The sequence below is a fragment of the Serratia grimesii NBRC 13537 genome (assembly GCF_001590905.1).
In the GTDB taxonomy this organism is placed as follows: Bacteria; Pseudomonadota; Gammaproteobacteria; order Enterobacterales; family Enterobacteriaceae; genus Serratia; species Serratia grimesii.
On record NZ_BCTT01000006.1, the window covers coordinates 465,269 to 484,056 of the forward strand.

The 18,788-nt window shown below is 51.4% G+C and carries 14 protein-coding genes; 9 read left to right on the top strand and 5 right to left on the bottom strand.

Going from position 1 to position 18,788, the window contains the following annotated elements; translation table 11 throughout:
• The first annotated feature begins 152 nt into the window (after positions 1–152).
• A complete protein-coding gene (dmsD, locus tag SGR01S_RS08790) occupies positions 153–770 on the top strand; it encodes a Tat proofreading chaperone DmsD (protein ID WP_037421912.1) in 618 nt (205 codons plus the stop codon).
• Between the two features lie 82 nt (positions 771–852).
• On the opposite strand, the gene SGR01S_RS08795 is transcribed toward dmsD, so the two are convergent.
• Positions 853–1,221, bottom strand: coding sequence for a DUF1801 domain-containing protein (locus tag SGR01S_RS08795; protein WP_061807202.1), 369 nt, complete (start codon positions 1,219–1,221; stop codon positions 853–855).
• Positions 1,222–1,400: 179 nt separating this feature from the next.
• On the opposite strand from SGR01S_RS08795, the gene SGR01S_RS08800 reads away from it, so the two are divergent.
• Positions 1,401–2,546, top strand: a complete 1,146-nt coding sequence (locus tag SGR01S_RS08800) for an MFS transporter (RefSeq protein WP_061807205.1) — start codon at positions 1,401–1,403, stop codon at positions 2,544–2,546.
• A 56-nt stretch (positions 2,547–2,602) separates the two neighbouring features.
• Here SGR01S_RS08800 and pflA read toward each other — a convergent pair whose 3' ends face one another.
• The 4 genes from pflA to ycaO all read right to left on the bottom strand — a co-directional run bounded on the left by pflA (position 2,603) and on the right by ycaO (position 9,082).
• Entirely contained in the window at positions 2,603–3,343 is a 741-nt protein-coding gene (gene pflA / locus SGR01S_RS08805; RefSeq protein WP_061807206.1) for a pyruvate formate lyase 1-activating protein, read from the bottom strand.
• Between the two features lie 295 nt (positions 3,344–3,638).
• The gene (gene pflB, locus SGR01S_RS08810) at positions 3,639–5,921 is read right to left on the bottom strand and encodes a formate C-acetyltransferase (protein ID WP_037421926.1); all 2,283 of its coding nucleotides are present in this window, start codon (positions 5,919–5,921) and stop codon (positions 3,639–3,641) included.
• Positions 5,922–5,975: 54 nt separating this feature from the next.
• Positions 5,976–6,836: a formate transporter FocA gene (gene focA, locus SGR01S_RS08815; RefSeq protein ID WP_037421929.1), complete on the bottom strand. Its 861-nt coding sequence runs from the start codon at positions 6,834–6,836 to the stop codon at positions 5,976–5,978.
• A 482-nt stretch (positions 6,837–7,318) separates the two neighbouring features.
• Positions 7,319–9,082: a 30S ribosomal protein S12 methylthiotransferase accessory factor YcaO gene (ycaO, locus tag SGR01S_RS08820; protein ID WP_061807207.1), complete on the bottom strand. Its 1,764-nt coding sequence runs from the start codon at positions 9,080–9,082 to the stop codon at positions 7,319–7,321.
• A gap of 148 nt (positions 9,083–9,230) precedes the next feature.
• Between ycaO and ansB the strand changes: the two genes are divergently transcribed.
• From ansB to SGR01S_RS08855, 7 genes are all read left to right on the top strand, one after another.
• Entirely contained in the window at positions 9,231–10,277 is a 1,047-nt protein-coding gene (gene ansB, locus SGR01S_RS08825) for an L-asparaginase 2 (RefSeq protein ID WP_061807209.1), read from the top strand.
• A gap of 287 nt (positions 10,278–10,564) precedes the next feature.
• Entirely contained in the window at positions 10,565–11,650 is a 1,086-nt protein-coding gene (serC, locus tag SGR01S_RS08830) for a 3-phosphoserine/phosphohydroxythreonine transaminase (protein WP_037421937.1), read from the top strand.
• A gap of 115 nt (positions 11,651–11,765) precedes the next feature.
• On the top strand, positions 11,766–13,052 hold the full coding sequence (aroA, locus tag SGR01S_RS08835; protein ID WP_061807211.1) for a 3-phosphoshikimate 1-carboxyvinyltransferase: 1,287 nt from the start codon (positions 11,766–11,768) through the stop codon (positions 13,050–13,052).
• A 279-nt stretch (positions 13,053–13,331) separates the two neighbouring features.
• Complete coding sequence (gene cmk / locus SGR01S_RS08840; RefSeq protein WP_037421943.1) at positions 13,332–14,021, top strand: (d)CMP kinase; 690 nt, start codon at positions 13,332–13,334, stop codon at positions 14,019–14,021.
• Between the two features lie 181 nt (positions 14,022–14,202).
• The gene (gene rpsA / locus SGR01S_RS08845; protein WP_020826130.1) at positions 14,203–15,876 is read left to right on the top strand and encodes a 30S ribosomal protein S1; all 1,674 of its coding nucleotides are present in this window, start codon (positions 14,203–14,205) and stop codon (positions 15,874–15,876) included.
• 63 nt (positions 15,877–15,939) lie between these two features.
• Positions 15,940–16,224, top strand: a complete 285-nt coding sequence (gene ihfB / locus SGR01S_RS08850) for an integration host factor subunit beta (RefSeq protein WP_004942652.1) — start codon at positions 15,940–15,942, stop codon at positions 16,222–16,224.
• Between the two features lie 256 nt (positions 16,225–16,480).
• A complete protein-coding gene (locus tag SGR01S_RS08855; RefSeq protein ID WP_370452807.1) occupies positions 16,481–18,775 on the top strand; it encodes a ComEC family protein in 2,295 nt (764 codons plus the stop codon).
• Positions 18,776–18,788 lie beyond the last annotated feature (13 nt).

The window sequence follows — 18,788 nt, forward strand, 5'->3', positions numbered from 1 at the left end:
GTGATGGGTATTGCTTGATTCTGGTTATCGCCGATGAACGGGGTGAATGTGGTGCGTTCTATGGCTGGCATTTGACTGTTGGTACGACGAAAACCGATTAATATTGTTGTGAGGCACCGCGTTTGCTGTGCCCTTAATAGGATCCTTGATTTATGACGCTTGAAAATATCGCTTTAACGGGCCGTGTGCTGGGTGTGTTGTTGTATGCACCGCCAGAAAGTGAAGACGGTCAACGGTTGTTGGCCAGCTTGTCTGAATCTGAGTGGGTCAAAGAGTGGCCGTATGGCGACGCTGAGCAACGTCAAGCGGCGGCTGCGCTGATCGCAACCGGTCTTGAAGATGAGCAGGAAGAATCGCTCGCGGAGGCATACCAACGCCTGTTTGTTGGTCCTGAAACCTTACCTGCACCGTTGTGGGGCTCAGTGTATCTGGATAAAGAGAACGTGCTGTTTGGCGATTCTACTTTGCGTCTGCGTCGGTGGTTACGGTCGAATGGCATTGAAGCGCAACATGATCGTAATGAACCAGAAGATCATATTGGCACCTTGTTGATGATGGTGGCATGGTTGGCTGAAGAGCGGCAGGGTGGCTTGGTAGAGCAGTTGCTGACGAAACATGTGCTGCCTTGGGCACCACGCTATCTGGAATTGCTGCAAGCAAATGCAGGACACCCATTCTACTTAGGGCTGGCGCAATTGGCGCAACTTACCCTGAGTGCCTGGGGCGAAGAATGCTCTGCCGAAGTTGAGTCTTTAGAGCTGCACTTCTGATAGAAAATGAACAGCCGACAGGTGCGCGAAGTCGCAGTGCTGGCGGCTGTTCATCGAAAATATGCCGTGAGTGTATGTCAGTTTAGCGTGACAGTTCTAGCTCATAAGCCTGCCTGACATACTCTGGCAGTTGTTTCTTATCGATATCGGCAATCGAGTAAAGCTTAATATGACGGCGATACTTGCCATTACCTTCTAGCAGACTATGGGTGTCTTTGAGCTGGTAGCCATGACCGAATTCTACCGAGACATGGCTGCTGTAGGTGAATACGCCGCAGAAAAACGCCGTATGGGAAAACATAATGCCGCCGTATTTAACGGATTCGCAGACATTGTCGCTCATTGTTGTGACAACCTGGCGAACGCGTTCAACAATGGCCAAAAGCTCGCCGTGAGTGCTGCCAATATCGCTCAGCAATGCGGTGACGGTAGCTTCTGTTTTACCTTCCATAATAAGCCCTCCTTACAGCGAATTTTATAACTAACCAGCATAGCGTTTTATGCTCTGTGTTGCGCCTATCTACCCGAGAAATACAAATTGTGCGGTGGATATATAAGTGCTGATTGACTTTTTTATCGCCAGTGTCATGATGCGCGCACTCTCATTGCGCGTTCGGTTTCAATCTCACTATGTCCGCATATTCTCGCCCAGTGCTCCTGCTGCTCTGTGGTCTGTTGTTGCTCACGGTTTCCATTGCCGTATTGAATACGTTAGTTCCTCTTTGGTTAACTCATGCTCAATTGTCAACCTGGCAGGTGGGAATGGTGAGTTCCTCTTACTTTACCGGCAACCTGATTGGCACGTTGATTGCGGGTAAACTGATCCAGCGCATTGGGTTTACTCGCAGCTATCATCTTGCCTGTGTAGTGTTCGCTGTGGCGACTGCCGGTATGGCATTATCTCTCGATTTTTGGAGCTGGATGGGCTGGCGTTTCTTTGCGGGTGTTGGCTGTGCCTGGATTTGGGTGATCGTGGAAAGCGCACTGCTGCGCAGTGGTAACCTGTCCAACCGTGGCCAACTGCTGGCGGCCTATATGATGGTTTACTACCTGGGGACGGTCGTCGGCCAGTTGCTGCTGAGTATGGTATCAACTGAATTGCTGAACGTAGTTCCGTGGGTGGTTGCCATTGTGATCAGCGCTATGTTGCCGATGTTGTTTGCCAGAGTGAACAGCCAACATGACGAACCGCAGCAGGCCGCGGTATGGCCGATGTTGAAACGCCGCAGTGCGCGACTGGGTATCAATGGCTGCATTATTTCCGGTATTGTGCTTGGTTCGCTGTACGGTTTGATGCCGTTATATTTATCTCATCAGGGCATGAGCGACGCGAATGTTGGTTACTGGATGGCATTGCTGGTCAGTTCCGGGATCGTTGGTCAATGGCCGGTCGGTCGGTTGGCAGACCGCTATGGTCGTCTGTTGGTCCTACGTATCCAGGTGTTTGTGGTGATCCTCGCCAGTATGGCGATGCTGGGTAACTATGCCATGGCTCCGGCCTTGTTCATTCTCGGTTGTGCTGGGTTTACTCTCTATCCGGTTGCGATGTCTTGGGCCTGTGAGAAGGCGATGCCGCATGAGCTGGTGGCAATGAATCAGGCGCTGCTAATGAGTTACACGATTGGCAGTTTGCTCGGTCCATCGATGACCGCGTTGTTGATGCAAAATTATTCCGATCAACTGCTGTTTGTGATGATCGCCGCTGTTGCACTGGTCTATCTGATGATGCTGTTGAAAAAGCCAGATCCTCAACACACGCCGTTTGCTGCCGCCTGAGCATAAAAAAACCGGCCACTGTTGTGTGCCGGTTTTTTTGTTGCTGCCTACAGGGCTCAGTACATCACTTTGTGACCGTAGCTTTCCAGAATGCCTTTGACGCGTTCCATAGTGTCTGCCTTCGGCGGATGGACACCGTCCAGCTTGTACTCTTCCCCCATCGCCACCCACTTATGCTTGCCCAGTTCGTGGTAGGGTAGAAGTTCGATTTTCTCGATGTTAGTCATGCCCTTGGTGAATTCACCCAGCAGGTGCGTAGACGCGTCATCATCTGACCAACCCGGAACAACCACATAACGAATCCAGGTGCGCTGGTTGCGTTTCGCCAAATAGCGGGCGAAGTCCAGCGTACGATGGTTAGAAACCCCGACCAGATTCTGGTGAATATCATCGTTCATCTGTTTAAGGTCCAACATCACCAGGTCAGTAGCATCCAACAATTCGTCAATCACCGGATCATAACGACGTACAAAACCATTGGTATCCAGACAGGTACTGATACCTTCTGCATGGCAGGCGCGGAACCAGTCGCGGACGAACTCGGCCTGTAAAATGGCCTCGCCACCGGAAGCCGTGACGCCGCCACCGGAGGCATTCATAAAGTGGCGATAAGAGACGGTATCTTTCATCAGTTCTTCTACCGTTACTTCTTTTCCGCCATGGGTATCCCAGGTGTCACGGTTATGGCAATACAGGCAGCGCATCAGGCAGCCCTGGAAGAAAACGATAAAGCGGATCCCGGGTCCGTCTACGGTGCCACAGGATTCGAAGGAGTGGATGCGACCTTTCACTGACATTGCGGGGTTTTCTCCAATATTGACTGTCAAACGCAGTCTAAAAGTAGGCTTATAACCGCCAGCCAGGGATCAGCGATGCAGTAAGCGGGCAGGGCCCGACGACTGGGGTGGAACGATTCCTGTTGGCCGGTTATTACGCCGGATAACTGTTTTGCCGGATATCCATTTAGTATAGCTATCTGGCAAAACAGACTCATGCTGAGTCAGGGAACGGTATTTGCTAAAAAGGCCGGAAAGATCCGGCCCTGGGTTTCAGCTTAACCACCGAGCGGGAAACCCCGCCCGGATGGGGCAATTACATCGACTGAGTGAAAGTACGGGTAATTACGTCTTGCTGTTGTTCTTTGGTCAGCGAGTTGAAGCGAACAGCATAACCGGATACGCGGATGGTCAGCTGAGGATACTTCTCAGGGTTTTCCATCGCGTCCAGCAGCATTTCACGGTTCATCACGTTAACGTTCAGGTGCTGGCCGCCTTCGATAGACGCTTCGTGATGGAAGTAACCGTCCATCAGACCTGCCAGGTTAGCTTTACGCACATCGTCGTCTTTACCCAGTGCGTTTGGCACGATGGAGAAGGTGTAGGAGATCCCGTCCTTCGCATAGGCAAACGGTAGTTTGGCTACGGAGGTCAGAGATGCTACAGCACCTTTCTGGTCACGACCGTGCATTGGGTTAGCACCTGGACCGAATGGAGCACCAGCGCGGCGACCATCTGGAGTATTACCGGTTTTCTTGCCGTAAACCACGTTAGACGTGATGGTCAGTACTGACTGAGTCGCTACTGCATTACGGTAGGTACGCAGTTTCTGAATTTTCTTCATGAAACGTTCTACCAGGTCACAAGCGATGTCATCAACGCGGGCATCGTTGTTACCGAACTGCGGGTATTCACCTTCGATTTTGAAGTCTACGGCCAGGCCGTCTTCATCACGGATGGTAGATACTTTAGCGTACTTGATAGCAGACAGGGAGTCAGCTGCAACCGACAGACCGGCGATGCCGCAGGCCATAGTGCGATAAACGTCACGGTCATGCAGCGCCATCAGTGCAGCTTCATAGCTGTACTTGTCGTGCATGTAGTGAATGATGTTCAGCGCAGTCACGTACTGCTTGGCCAGCCAATCCATAAAGTGGTCCATACGTTCCATGACTTTGTCATAGTCCAGTACGGTATCCATCATTGGCGCTTCTTTCGGGCCAACCTGGATTTTCAGTTTTTCATCAACGCCGCCGTTGATAGCGTACAACATGGTTTTCGCCAGGTTGGCACGTGCACCGAAGAACTGCATTTGTTTGCCGACAATCATCGGGCTGACGCAACAAGCGATAGCATAGTCATCGTTGTTGAAGTCAGGACGCATCAGGTCGTCATTTTCATACTGTACGGAGGAGGTGTCGATAGACACTTTCGCAGCGTATTTTTTGAAGTTCAATGGCAGCTTTTCAGACCACAGGATGGTCATGTTCGGCTCCGGAGACGGCCCCATGGTGTACAGGGTGTTCAGGAAGCGGAAGCTGTTTTTGGTGACCAGAGTACGGCCGTCCACGCCCATACCAGCCAAGGATTCAGTCGCCCAGATTGGGTCGCCAGAGAACAGTTCATCATATTCTGGGGTACGCAGGAAACGCACCATACGCAGTTTCATAACCAGATGGTCAATCAGCTCTTGCGCTTGTTCTTCGTTCAATTTGCCCGCTTCGATGTCGCGTTGGATGAACACGTCAAGGAAAGTAGACACACGGCCGAAGGACATTGCTGCACCGTTCTGGGATTTCACTGCGGCCAGGTAGCCGAAGTAGGTCCACTGTACGGCTTCTTGTGCGGTGGTCGCTGGGCCTGAGATATCGTAGCCGTATTTGGCAGCCATTTCTTTAATCTGGCCCAGAGCGCGGTGCTGTTCAGCAATTTCTTCACGCAGCTGGATAGTCATTTCCAGATCTTCGCCGTTTTCCAGTTTGGTTTGCAGTGACTTGAACTGGTTCAGTTTGTCGGCCATCAGGAAATCGATGCCGTACAGTGCTACGCGGCGATAGTCACCGATGATACGACCACGGCCGTAAGCATCTGGCAGACCGGTCAGAACGCCAGATTTACGGCAGTTCAGAATGTCTTTGGTGTAAACGTCGAATACGCCCTGGTTATGGGTTTTTCGGTACTCGGTGAATACTTTTTTCAGTTGTGGGTCCAGTTCACGGCCATAGACCTTACAAGAACCTTCCACCATTTTGATGCCGCCGAATGGGATCAGCGCGCGTTTCAGAGGGGCATCAGTCTGCAAACCAACGATGGTTTCCAGCTCTTTAGCAATGTAGCCCGCATCGTGAGAAGTGATGGTAGCGGCAACGTTGGTGTCGAAATCAACTGGCGCATGGGTGCGGTTTTCCAGTTTGATCCCTTCCATAACCTTTTCCCACAAGGTGGAGGTGGCCTCAGTAGCACCAGCCAGGAAGGATTCATCACCCTCGTAAGGAGTATAGTTTTTCTGGATGAAGTCACGAACGTTGACTTCTTTCTGCCAGTCACCCTTGCTGAAACCTTCCCAAGCTTTGGCTAACTTCTCGTTAAGTTCGGTCATTATACACCTACCTTTAATTGTGGATTTCTAACTCGGCACGCGGTAACTAACAGCTTAGTGCTGTTGTTCACCACCGCGCAGATAAATTACCCAGTAAGTCAACCCAACCAGTAAGCCGCCGCCAATGATGTTACCTATGGTGACAGGGATCAGATTGTCGATGATAAAGTTGCTTACGGTCAGATGAGCAAATTGCTCGGGTGTTGCCCCTACGGCTTGCCAGAACTCTGGCGTGGCGAAGTTTTTAACCACGATACCCATAGGGATCATAAACATGTTTGCGATGCTGTGTTCGAAACCGCTGGCGACAAACATACCGACTGGCAGGATCATGGCGAACATTTTGTCCATCAGGCTGCGACCGGAGTAGCTCATCCACACCGCCAGGCAAACCATCAGGTTGGCCAGAATGCCAAGGCAAACGGCTTCAATAAAGGTGTGATGCAGCTTATGGTCAGCAGTCTGCAGGACGTTCAAGCCCCATTGACCATTGGCTACCATGTGTTCGCCAGAAAACCAGATGAGTGCCACAAAGAACAATGCGCCAATCAGGTTACCAATATAGACATTTAGCCAGTTAGCGCCCAGTTGGCACCAGCTGATGCGGCCGCTGGCCTTGGCGATAACAATCAGCACGGTGGACGTGAACAGGTCGGCGCCTGAAACCACCACCAGCATTAACCCCAGAGAGAAGCAGATGCCACCGACCAGTTTTGCCAAGCCGAAAGGCACACCGGCAGTGCCGGTAGTCGCAGTGATATAAAATACGAATGCGATTGAAATAAAGACACCGGCAGTAATCGCCAAATAAAACGTTTTCAGCGGATGCTTGGTGGCTTTATACACACCTGCATCCTCAGCGATTTTCGCCGTTGCTGCAGGTAATATCAGATCGAAGGGGTTGTCAGCTTTCACACTAACTCTCGCTTTTAAGGGTTAAAACAACGCAATGAGATACTAGCAAAGCAGTATAGGGTAAAAATTGATTTGGATCATAAGGCGAGGAACTAAAGCGGCCAAAAACCGGATAATTCGCAGGGTTTATTTGGTTATCATATTGATTTTAAATGGAAAACATTTTTTTAATGTTTATAAAAAATTTTGAATTCTTGGTCGGGACAACCCCAATAAGGTTAAATTTTCATGTGTTTTGTCACTTTACGGCAGTTAAGGTTTAATTATCGGTTAATTATTATTTCACCGACGTGTAACAATTGCTGTTTTATTTATCTTGTTTGCCGATAAGTGCGTAATTAGCTGAAAAAAATAAAAGGAAAAAGCGTCTATTTAACCGTCAAAATAAGGTTTTAATATTTTTTGAAGGACAACAGGTGGGGCAAGAGGGGCGGTGTTTTGTATCGCGCCGGCAAGGGGCTGCCGGCGCACAGAGACTGAGATTATGCCTGAGCCCAATAGCGGCGTTTGGCGTTCTGCAGTTTTTCGTAGGCCGCTAACAGCGCCTGATGAGCGGGTAATGCTTTCAAATCGCTATCGACAGCGAACAGGCCATTAAAGCGCTCTTCGCCGCTGATAGCTGCTGAGGCAGCATCTACCGCTTCCTGACCATACATCTTCACGAAGGTCGTGTAATACTGTGCAGGATCACGATCAGGTTCCTGCGTCAGCAACAGCAGGGTTTGCAGGCAACGGTAGTAGTTGCTGCGTTCCGGGCTCAATACAGAAGCGTTGAAATCCTGCGTCCACTCGGCCCAGATCAGTGCCTGGTCCATATCGCCGCCCGCCAGAGCCAGCATTGACTTCAGTTCACCAACGCGCAGGGTATACCAGGCGTTGTCTTTACCAGAAGCAATCCCCAGCAACTCACGCACACGAGTGAAGTCGTCCAAACCTTCATCGTCCAGGCGTTCAATCAGCGCCAGGTATTCTTCTGGCTCCCACTCACTGCCTGGCAATGCCAGCAGCGTATCGCGCAGGTGTGCACCCATACTGTTGTTGGCCAACAGAAGGTCTTCCGCCGGATAGATGTCGGACATGCCCGGCACGATGATACGGCAGGCGTAAACATCCAGATGCTCGTAGTCAGCGATGTACACTTCAGCACCTTCTTTATCGAAGATACTCATCAGGGTAGAGAACTCTTCCTGCGTACTGCCGCTGAAGCTCCAGTCGACAAAAGGATAATCTGCATCCTGTTTGAACATGTCCCAAGAGATTAAACCGCTGGAATCGATAAAGTGGGTTTCCAGGTTGGTATGCTCTGCCACTTCTTCGTCGTCGAAGGTTGGCGCGGTGAACACGTCCAGATCTTTCAGGCTACGGCCTTGCAGCAGTTCAGTGACGGTACGTTCAAGTGCCACGCCAAAATCAGGGTGGGCACCGAATGACGCGAAACAGGTACCGTTAGCGGGGTTGAACAGCACGACACAAATCACCGGGTAGTTACCACCCAAAGAGGCGTCATAAGACAGTATTGGGAACCCTTCCTCTTCCAGCTTGGCAATGGCTTCTACCACGCCAGGATAGCGGTTCAGGACCTCGGCCGGGATCTCTGGCAGGCTGATGGATTCGGCGATAATGCGGTTTTTCACATAACGCTCGAACACTTCAGACAGACCCTGCACGCGGGCTTCGTTGGCGGTGTTACCGGCTGACATGCCATTGGACACGTACAGGTTACCGATGATGTTCATCGGGATATAAACAGTTTTTTGATCTGATTGACGCGCGAAAGGCAGCGCGCAGATGCCGCGATCGACGTTGCCGGATTGCAGATCGATCAAATCGCTGGCGTTAACATCCTGATCAGGGTTATAGAACGCATGCAGGCGTTCGTCGAGAATGCCGGCCGGCAGCGAATCATCGGCTGGAATCGGGAACCATTTCTCATTCGGGTAATGCACGAAATCGCCTTCGGCAATTTGTTTACCCAGGTAGAAATCGGCGAAGAAGTAATTAGTAGAAAGGCGTTCAAAGTATTCGCCCAAAGCCGAGGCCAAGGCCGCTTTTTTGCTGGCGCCTTTACCATTGGTGAAGCACAACGGGCAATCACGATCGCGGATGTGAACGGACCATACGTGTGGAACCGGGTTCAACCAGGAAGCTTCTTCGATATTAAAACCCAGATCGCTTAATTTTTGTTGGAAACGGGCGATAGAGTCTTCCAGCGCAGCGTCTTTGCCAGGGATAAAAGTTTGCGTCATTGTCTTCACTTTTTGAGCGTACTAAAAACGCGCAATGATACGGGGTTTTGCGCTCAAGCTCCATGTATTCCTAAAGCGATGGCAAAGTCACAGTTTTTTTGTGGATAAAGACCATAATTCAGCGGGTTATCTATCATGGAGAAACCCAATGAAATCAGTGAAACTCAGTGTTCTGGCGCTACTGTTGGCAGGCGCAAGCGGTTCTGCGCTGGCATTGCCAAATATCACCCTGTTGGCGACCGGCGGCACCATTGCCGGTGGCGGCGAGTCGGCGACAAAATCCAACTATACGGCGGGCAAACTGGGCGTTGATGCTTTGGTGAATGCCGTACCGGAGTTGAAAAATGTCGCTAATGTGCAAGGGGAGCAGGTAGTGAACATCGGTTCACAGGATATGAATGATGAAGTGTGGTTGACGCTGGCGAAGAAAATCAACGCTGACTGTGCCAAGACTGATGGTTTTGTCATTACCCATGGCACAGACACGCTGGAAGAAACCGCCTACTTTCTTGATCTGACCGTTAAATGCGACAAGCCAGTGGTGATTGTCGGGGCGATGCGTCCGGCCACGTCAATGAGTGCTGACGGTCCGTTCAATTTGTATAACGCAGTAGTGACAGCGGCAGATCCGCAATCAGCTAAACGTGGGGTGCTGGTAGCGATGAACGACAGCGTGCTGGATGCCCGCGATGTGACCAAAACCAATACCACTTCGGTACAGACTTTCCAGTCACCTAACTATGGCCCGCTTGGTTATCTCCATAACGGTAAGGTCGACTATCAGCGTTCGCCGCAGCGTAAGCACACGACAGAAACCCCGTTTGACGTGTCCAACCTGACCGTTCTGCCTAAAGTCGGCATTATCTATAATTACGCCAATGCGTCTGATGCGCCCGCCAAGGCGTTGATCGCCGAAGGCTATCAGGGGATCGTCAGCGCAGGGGTGGGTAACGGTAACTTATACAAAACGGTGTTCGACACCTTGGCAACGGCTGCACATAACGGCGTAGCGGTAGTACGTTCTTCGAGAGTGCCTACGGGGTCCACGACTGAAGACGCCGAAGTGGATGATACCAAGTTTGGCTTTGTCGCCGCGGGCACGTTGAACCCACAGAAAGCGAGGGTCCTGCTGCAATTAGCACTGACGCAGACTAAAGATCCAAAACAGATCCAGCAAATGTTCAATCAATATTGAGTTGAATGCATTTTCTTCATTCGGGGGCCTGTGAGCCCCCTAGCTATGTCGGCTGAATACAGCATAAAAAACCGCGTTAACCCACTGAATTGGCCATTGTCACAGCGTTTTATTGTAGAAAAGAGCGGTCATTTGGCAGAGCCTGTTATTGCCGAGAGAAAGGGTTTCCCCGCATCGGGCGAATAACCATTGCAGGCGGGGGACGCGAGTGATAAAACCGATGGAATAATTCGGGCGTATTTCGGTAGGCCAGTATCATTGGCGAATAGTGAATGTGGTGAGGGGAAATGACTCAGGTTTATAATTTTAGCTCTGGTCCGGCCATGCTGCCGGTTGAAGTATTGCGTCGTGCTGAACAGGAACTGTGCAACTGGCATGGTCTTGGCACCTCGGTGATGGAAATCAGCCACCGTAGTAAAGAGTTTATTGAAGTTGCTCAGCAGTCCGAACAGGACCTGCGCGATTTGCTGAAAATCCCCTCCAACTATAAAGTGCTGTTCTGCCACGGCGGTGCCCGCGCACAGTTTGCCGCGCTGCCGCTGAACCTGCTGGGAGAAAAAACCACCGCAGACTACATCGACGGCGGCTACTGGGCGCACAGCGCCATCACCGAAGCGAAAAAATACTGCACACCAAACACCATTGACGTAAAAACGTCTGTTGACGGCCTGCTCGGTATCAAACCGATGAAAGAGTGGCAGTTAAGCGACGACGCGGCCTACGTGCACTATTGCCCGAATGAAACCATCGACGGCGTGGCCATCGATGAGATTCCTGACTTCGGCGATAAAGTGGTGATCGGCGATTACTCTTCCACCATTCTTTCTGGTCCGCTGGACGTTAGTCGTTTTGGTGTGATTTATGCCGGTGCGCAAAAAAACATCGGTCCTGCAGGCTTGACGCTGGTGATCGTGCGTGAAGATCTACTGGGTAAAGCGCGTCGTGAAGTGCCATCGATTCTCGATTACACCGTGCTGGCCGAAAACGATTCCATGTTTAATACCCCGCCAACCTTTGCCTGGTATCTGTCTGGCTTAGTGTTCAAATGGCTGAAAGAGCAGGGGGGCTTGGTGGAAATGCACAAACGCAATCAGGCTAAAGCCGAGTTGTTGTATGCGACCATTGATAACTCCGACTTCTACCGTAGTCGTGTGGCTCTTGCCAACCGTTCCTGGATGAACGTGCCGTTCCAGTTAGCTGACTCCGCGTTGGATAAAGTGTTCCTCAGTGAAGCTGAGGCCATTGGCTTGCAGGCGCTGAAAGGCCACCGAGTGGTTGGCGGTATGCGTGCTTCCATTTACAATGCAATGCCGCTGGCCGGCGTGCAGACATTAACCGACTTTATGGCTGACTTCGAACGTCGTCACGGTTAAGCCAGGTTGCCCGCATTACGTGGGCAACTCTCGCTGTTGTCCTTTTGAGTTAAAGCGGCTCCGGCATTATTTCCGGGGCCGTTTCGTTTATCAGATTTTGGAGATTTTTGTTCACATGGTGGATTCCCTGACGTTACAACCGGTCGCCTTGGTTAATGGCACCGTCAACTTACCCGGCTCCAAGAGCGTCTCCAACCGTGCTCTGCTGCTGGCTGCACTGGCGGAGGGGACGACGACGTTGACCAACTTGCTGGACAGCGACGACGTACGCCATATGTTGAATGCGCTGCAGGCGCTGGGCGTGAGCTATCAACTGTCTGACGATCGTACCACCTGTAAAGTTGAGGGTGTTGCCGGCCCGCTGGTGGCCAACCAACCACTTGAACTGTTTCTCGGTAATGCTGGTACCGCAATGCGCCCATTGGCGGCGGCACTGTGCCTGGGCAGCAACGATGTGGTGTTGACAGGTGAACCACGTATGAAAGAACGCCCGATCGGTCATCTGGTTGATGCCTTACGCCAGGGCGGCGCGCAAATTGATTATTTAGAGCAAACGGATTATCCCCCGTTGCGTCTGCGCGGCGGTTTCCATGGCGGCGATGTGACCGTTGACGGCAGTGTTTCCAGCCAGTTCCTGACAGCATTGCTGATGACAGCACCTTTGGCACACCAAGACACCAATATTCATATCAAGGGTGAATTGGTTTCCAAGCCGTACATTGATATTACGCTGCACCTGATGCGTACTTTCGGTGTTGAGGTCAGCCACGACAACTACCGCGTATTCCACATTAATGGGCGTCAAAACTACCGTTCACCAGGCGACTATCTGGTGGAAGGTGACGCCTCTTCAGCGTCTTACTTCCTGGCGGCGGCGGCAATTAAGGGCGGAACTGTGCGCGTAACGGGCATTGGCAAAAAAAGCGTTCAAGGGGACACTAAGTTTGCCGACGTGCTGGAGAAAATGGGCGCGCGCATCACCTGGGGTGATGACTATATCGAATGTACTCGCGGTGAACTGCACGGTATCGATATGGATATGAATCATATCCCGGATGCAGCGATGACCATCGCAACCGCCGCTTTATTTGCCGAAGGCCCGACGACTATCCGTAATATCTATAACTGGCGAGTGAAAGAGACTGACCGTCTGGCTGCAATGGCGACTGAGCTGCGTAAAGTGGGGGCCGAAGTGGATGAAGGGGAAGACTATATTCATGTGGTACCGCCGGCTAAACTGACGTTTGCTGATATCGGGACCTACAATGACCATCGCATGGCGATGTGTTTCTCATTGGTGGCGCTATCGGATACGCCGGTCACGATCCTCGACCCGAAATGCACCGCGAAAACTTTCCCGGACTATTTCGAACAGCTGGCGCGCATCAGTCAATTAGCCTAACCGTAGTCAGATACTGTCTTTTAAGGCCCTTCATTGGGCCTTTGTCGTTTTTTAATCCTCATTGCCTGGGGCGTCCGCTATACTTTTGCGCGGTCATACGCTTATTTTCAACAACCAGACAGTTCCAGGGTAACAGTTCGCCGCTTGGCAGCGTATAATGCGCCACCGTGACTGACTGCCCCGACTGGGCGGACGACAGGGACGCGTTTAATTATGCTTTCGCATTGTGCTGATGGCAGGTTATGTCCCTGTGAGGTTTTCTACCTGAAGGAGAGAGAAATGACGGCTACAGCCCCGGTGATAACCGTTGATGGACCAAGTGGCGCAGGCAAAGGCACGTTGTGTAAAGCGTTGGCCGAATCCCTTGGTTGGCGTTTGCTTGATTCCGGCGCGATTTATCGCGTGCTGGCGTTAGCGGCGCTGCATCATCAGGTCGATATCACGTCTGAGGAGGCGCTGGTTCCACTGGCCGCACATCTCGATGTTCGTTTTATTGCCCAGGATGGCAAACTGCAGGTTATTTTGGAAGGTGAGGATGTCAGCAATGAGATCCGCACTGAAACTGTTGGTAATACCGCTTCGCAGGCCGCCGCTTTCCCGCGTGTACGTGAAGCCTTGTTACGTCGCCAGCGGGCGTTCCGTGAGTCCCCGGGCCTGATTGCCGATGGTCGTGACATGGGCACAGTGGTGTTCCCTGATGCGCCAGTCAAAATTTTCCTGGACGCCAGCTCTGAGGAGCGTGCGCACCGCCGCATGCTACAGTTGCAGGAAAAGGGCTTTAATGTTAACTTTGAACGTCTTTTAGCCGAGATAAAGGAACGGGATGACCGTGACCGTAATCGGCCTATCGCGCCACTGGTGCCGGCTTCTGACGCCCTTGTGCTGGATTCAACCAGCATGTCGATCGACGAAGTCATCCAGCGTGCGCTGACTTATGCACATGAAGTTTTAGCGTTGCCGCAGCAGTAAGCGCGGCGACGTTATTGGCTTTTTGTCATATTTGTCATGGTAGTATCGAACTATATCGGGTAAAATTTTACCCCTGTAACCTAAACCCTGTCGGCATGGAGCCAATGGCGGGGTATGTGAAACAACCCCATTCGGCGGGATGCTAAATGGACGTTAAACTATAGAACCCTGAAGATTAAACATGACTGAATCTTTCGCTCAACTCTTTGAAGAATCCCTGAAAACAATCGAAACCCGTCCGGGTTCCATCGTTCGTGGCGTTGTAGTTGCTATCGACAAAGACGTAGTACTGGTTGACGCCGGTCTGAAATCTGAGTCTGCCATCCCGGCTGAGCAATTCAAAAACGCACAGGGCGAGCTGGAAATCCAGGTAGGCGACGAAGTTGATGTTGCGCTGGACGCTGTTGAAGATGGCTTCGGTGAAACTCTGCTGTCCCGTGAGAAAGCTAAGCGTCACGAAGCTTGGATCACGCTGGAAAAAGCTTACGAAGAAGCTGAAACTGTCGTCGGTGTTATCAACGGCAAAGTTAAGGGTGGCTTCACTGTAGAGCTGAACGGTATTCGTGCGTTCCTGCCAGGTTCCCTGGTAGACGTGCGTCCAGTACGTGACACTCTGCACCTGGAAGGCAAAGAGCTTGAGTTCAAAGTCATCAAGCTGGACCAGAAACGCAACAACGTTGTAGTTTCTCGCCGTGCGGTTATCGAATCAGAGAACAGCGCAGAACGTGATCAACTGCTGGAAAACCTGCAGGAAGGCATGGAAGTTAAAGGTATCGTTAAGAACCTGACTGACTACGGTGCATTCGTTGATCTGGGCGGCGTTGACGGCCTGCTGCACATCACTGATATGGCTTGGAAACGCGTTAAGCATCCGAGCGAAATCGTCAACGTTGGCGACGAAATCACTGTTAAAGTGCTGAAGTTCGACCGCGAGCGTACTCGTGTATCCCTGGGCCTGAAGCAACTGGGCGAAGATCCATGGGTTGCTATCGCGAAACGTTACCCAGAAGGCACCAAGCTGACTGGTCGTGTAACCAACCTGACTGATTACGGCTGCTTCGTAGAAATCGAAGAAGGCGTTGAAGGTCTGGTACACGTTTCTGAAATGGATTGGACCAACAAAAACATCCATCCGTCCAAAGTTGTTAACGTGGGCGATGTAGTGGAAGTTATGGTTCTGGACATCGATGAAGAGCGTCGTCGTATCTCCCTGGGTCTGAAGCAGTGCAAAAACAACCCATGGCAGCAGTTTGCAGAAACCCACAACAAGGGCGACCGCGTTGAAGGTAAAATCAAGTCTATCACTGACTTCGGTATCTTCATCGGCCTGGACGGCGGCATCGACGGCCTGGTTCACCTGTCTGACATCTCCTGGAACGTTGCAGGCGAAGAAGCAGTTCGTGAATACAAGAAAGGCGACGAAATCGCAGCGGTTGTTCTGCAAGTTGACGCAGAGCGCGAGCGTATCTCCCTGGGCGTGAAGCAACTGGCTGAAGACCCGTTCAATAACTACCTGTCTATGAACAAGAAAGGTACTATTGTTACTGGTAAAGTCACTGCAGTTGACGCCAAAGGTGCTACAGTTGAATTAGCAGGCGGCGTAGAAGGTTACCTGCGTGCTTCTGAAGCCTCTCGCGACCGCATTGAAGATGCAACTCTGGTTCTGAATGTGGGTGACGACGTTGAAGCTAAATTCACCGGCGTTGACCGTAAGAACCGCGTAGTAAGCCTGTCCGTACGTGCTAAGGACGAAGCTGACGAGAAAGATGCAATCGCTACTGTTAACAACAAACAGGAAGAAAGCAACTTCTCTAACGCTATGGCTGAAGCTTTCAAAGCGGCTAAAGGCGAGTAATGACGGGGGGCGGTTTGTTAACCGCCCCGATACGGTAGTTTAGCTGCAAAGCTTGGAGGAACTATGACCAAGTCTGAACTTATTGAAAGACTTGCTGGCCAGCAATCTCATGTACCGGCGAAAGCCGTTGAGGATGCAGTGAAAGAGATGCTAGAACATATGGCTGCTACGCTAGCCGATGGTGAGCGCATCGAGATCCGCGGATTCGGCAGTTTTTCTCTTCACTACCGTGCTCCGCGTGTGGGTCGCAACCCGAAAACTGGCGATAAAGTTGAGCTGGACGGTAAGTACGTTCCTCACTTTAAGCCAGGTAAAGAGCTGCGTGACCGTGCCAATATCTATGGTTAGTCGCTGACTACCATAGAGTTGTTGCTTGTGAAAAAATATAAAACGGTGCCTTTGGGCGCCGTTTTTTTTTGCCTATCATTTGGCTGGCCCGCTGTTTTTTTGTATTTTCTTGCGTGCGATACCGCAAGCTTCAGGTAGTAACAGCAACGGCGGCCGTTATTGTGCGGCATCAGCCGTGAACACTTTAATTACACCTGTTACACGCTGATCTATATGTGAACAATCCCGTGATACCGGCGGCTTGGATAGCTGCCTTATACCGGGAGAAAGGCCTATCAAGACTTCGCTGGATCTGGCGATAAGCGCGGTTATTTGCGGTATTTTACCGCTGCTTATCATGCCGTACGTACCCGATATGCGCATAACGCTGCTGGTTATGTTACCCGTTTGTCTTGGGCTGTGGCGTAAGGGCATTGTAGGCCGGTTTATGGCGTGGAGTGCCATTGGCTTTCTGTGGGCCGTATTCACGGCGGGGACCTTGGTTGGCCAAATTAACCGCCTGAGTCAGGGGCCTGTGATGAACGCTGTTGTCCAGGTCAGCAGCATTACTTTGTCTGCAGAGGAACGCAAGCGGACGGTGATGCATATTGAGCAGATCGATGGTCGGTGGCTGGTACCCTCCATCGCGTTCTCTACCCTCTGGCAACCTAAAGGTCGCCATCTGTGTGCCGGGCAACGCTGGCGTTTGCAACTGCGCTTGCGGCCAATGCATGGCAATTTAAATGAAGGGGGCTTTGACAGCCAGCGCTGGGCGATAGCGCAGCGACAACCACTGACTGCACAGGTTAAGAGTGCTGTTCTCCTGGAACAAAGCTGCAGTTGGCGGCAGCGCTTGATCAAACATACCGAACGCAATATGGGAACTCTGCGTTATAAGGCTGTTTTGCTTGCTCTGGCATTTGGTGAAAGGGCAGCGGTGGAACCGGCACTACGAACCTTAATGTTGAAAACCGGTATTGCCCACTTGATGGCTATTTCGGGTTTGCATGTGGCAATGGTGGCCATTTTAATTTGGTCTGTGTTGCGGGCCGTGCAGTTTTTCTTGCCTGCTAATCTGATTAGCTACCGTTTCCCGTTGATCATTAGTTGGCTCGGTGCGTTAGGCTATGTTTGGTTAGCGGGTGCGCATCCACCTGCGGTAAGAACTGGCCTGGCGTTGACACTCTGGATGCTGTTACGTATACGCGGTATCCATTGCTCTTCCTGGCAAATCTGGCTGTGGTGCATCGGGGTCATATTGATTTGCGATCCGCTGGCGGTACTGTCTGACAGTTTTTGGTTATCAGCAACGGCTGTATTTTGCCTGATTTTTTGGTTCGAATGGGTACCGCTGAGTCCTCGATTCCGTACAGGATGGTATTGGGCACCGTTACGCTGGCTGCATATTCAATGTGGCATCACGTTATTATTGATCCCCATGCAGGCTGGGTTGTTCCTTGGGCTGACGCTCACCTCAATCCCGGCCAACCTTTGGGCTGTACCTTTGGTTTCTCTGGTCACTGTGCCGCTAATTTTGCTGGCGGTTGTCCTCGGTATGTTCCCCCTATTAAGTACCGGGCTTTGGTGGCTGGCGGATCTCACCTTGGCATGGGTATTTACTCCATTACAGTATTTGCAACGGGGCTGGGTTGATCTCGGCGCTGCATCGCTGGTCGTCAGTATTGCAGGCTGGCTATTGGTGATTTTCTGGCGTTTCCATTGGTGGTGGCGTCATGTGTCGGTGCTGGCAACGTTGGTGGTGTGTTGCGTTCTGTGGCGTGAAAGAATTCCATCTTATCACTGGCGTGTAGACATGCTTGATATTGGGCATGGATTAGCGATGGTGATTGAAAAGAACGGGCAGGCAATCGTGTATGATACTGGCCCTCGTTGGGGGACGGGGAGTGCCGCAGCCAGAAATATTCTGCCTTTTATTAACTGGCGGGGGCTTTCTGTAGAGCAGATTATTATCAGTCATGATCATATGGATCACATCGGCGGTCTAGTCGAGATACAACGCGCATTTCCTAAGGCTACGGTAAGGAGCCCACGATTTGGTGCGGGTCATTTACCTTGCGTAGCGGGTGAGCGCTGGGAATGGCAATCGCTTCAGTTTCACGTATTGTGGCCGCCGAAGACGGTAAAAATGGCGGGAAATGACGATTCATGTGTTATACGCGTCGATGATGGGAAGTACAGCGTGTTGTTGACGGGGGATGCAGAAAAAAGGGCGGAGACACAGTTGGTTCGAACGCAACGCCATTTATTGCCTGCTACGGTACTGCAGGTACCGCACCATGGCAGCAAAACTTCATCCACACCGCCGTTTTTACGTGCAGTAGCGCCGGTGGCGGCAATTGCGTCGGCATCACGGTACAATAAATGGCGTTTACCTGCGGCTAAAGTCGTCTCCAGATATCTGGCAAATGACATCGTATGGCGAGATACTTCGCGCTCAGGTCAGTTATCTGTACTTTTTTTCGACAACAATTGGCAAATTAAAGGCTTTCGTGAACAATTAATGCCCCGTTGGTACCATCAGCGGTTTGGCGTAGAGGGTGATAATGAGTAAAATAGGCCGCTAT

Coding starts and splice junctions, on each gene's coding strand:
- pflA (WP_061807206.1), bottom strand. CDS start 3,343: ATGTCAGTGAAAGGTCGCATCCACTCCTTCGAATCCTGTGGCACCGTA.
- ycaO (WP_061807207.1), bottom strand. CDS start 9,082: ATGACGCAAACTTTTATCCCTGGCAAAGACGCTGCGCTGGAAGACTCT.
- ihfB (WP_004942652.1), top strand. CDS start 15,940: ATGACCAAGTCTGAACTTATTGAAAGACTTGCTGGCCAGCAATCTCAT.
- pflB (WP_037421926.1), bottom strand. CDS start 5,921: ATGACCGAACTTAACGAGAAGTTAGCCAAAGCTTGGGAAGGTTTCAGC.
- serC (WP_037421937.1), top strand. CDS start 10,565: ATGACTCAGGTTTATAATTTTAGCTCTGGTCCGGCCATGCTGCCGGTT.
- SGR01S_RS08800 (WP_061807205.1), top strand. CDS start 1,401: ATGTCCGCATATTCTCGCCCAGTGCTCCTGCTGCTCTGTGGTCTGTTG.
- ansB (WP_061807209.1), top strand. CDS start 9,231: ATGAAATCAGTGAAACTCAGTGTTCTGGCGCTACTGTTGGCAGGCGCA.
- cmk (WP_037421943.1), top strand. CDS start 13,332: ATGACGGCTACAGCCCCGGTGATAACCGTTGATGGACCAAGTGGCGCA.
- SGR01S_RS08795 (WP_061807202.1), bottom strand. CDS start 1,221: ATGGAAGGTAAAACAGAAGCTACCGTCACCGCATTGCTGAGCGATATT.
- aroA (WP_061807211.1), top strand. CDS start 11,766: ATGGTGGATTCCCTGACGTTACAACCGGTCGCCTTGGTTAATGGCACC.
- rpsA (WP_020826130.1), top strand. CDS start 14,203: ATGACTGAATCTTTCGCTCAACTCTTTGAAGAATCCCTGAAAACAATC.
- dmsD (WP_037421912.1), top strand. CDS start 153: ATGACGCTTGAAAATATCGCTTTAACGGGCCGTGTGCTGGGTGTGTTG.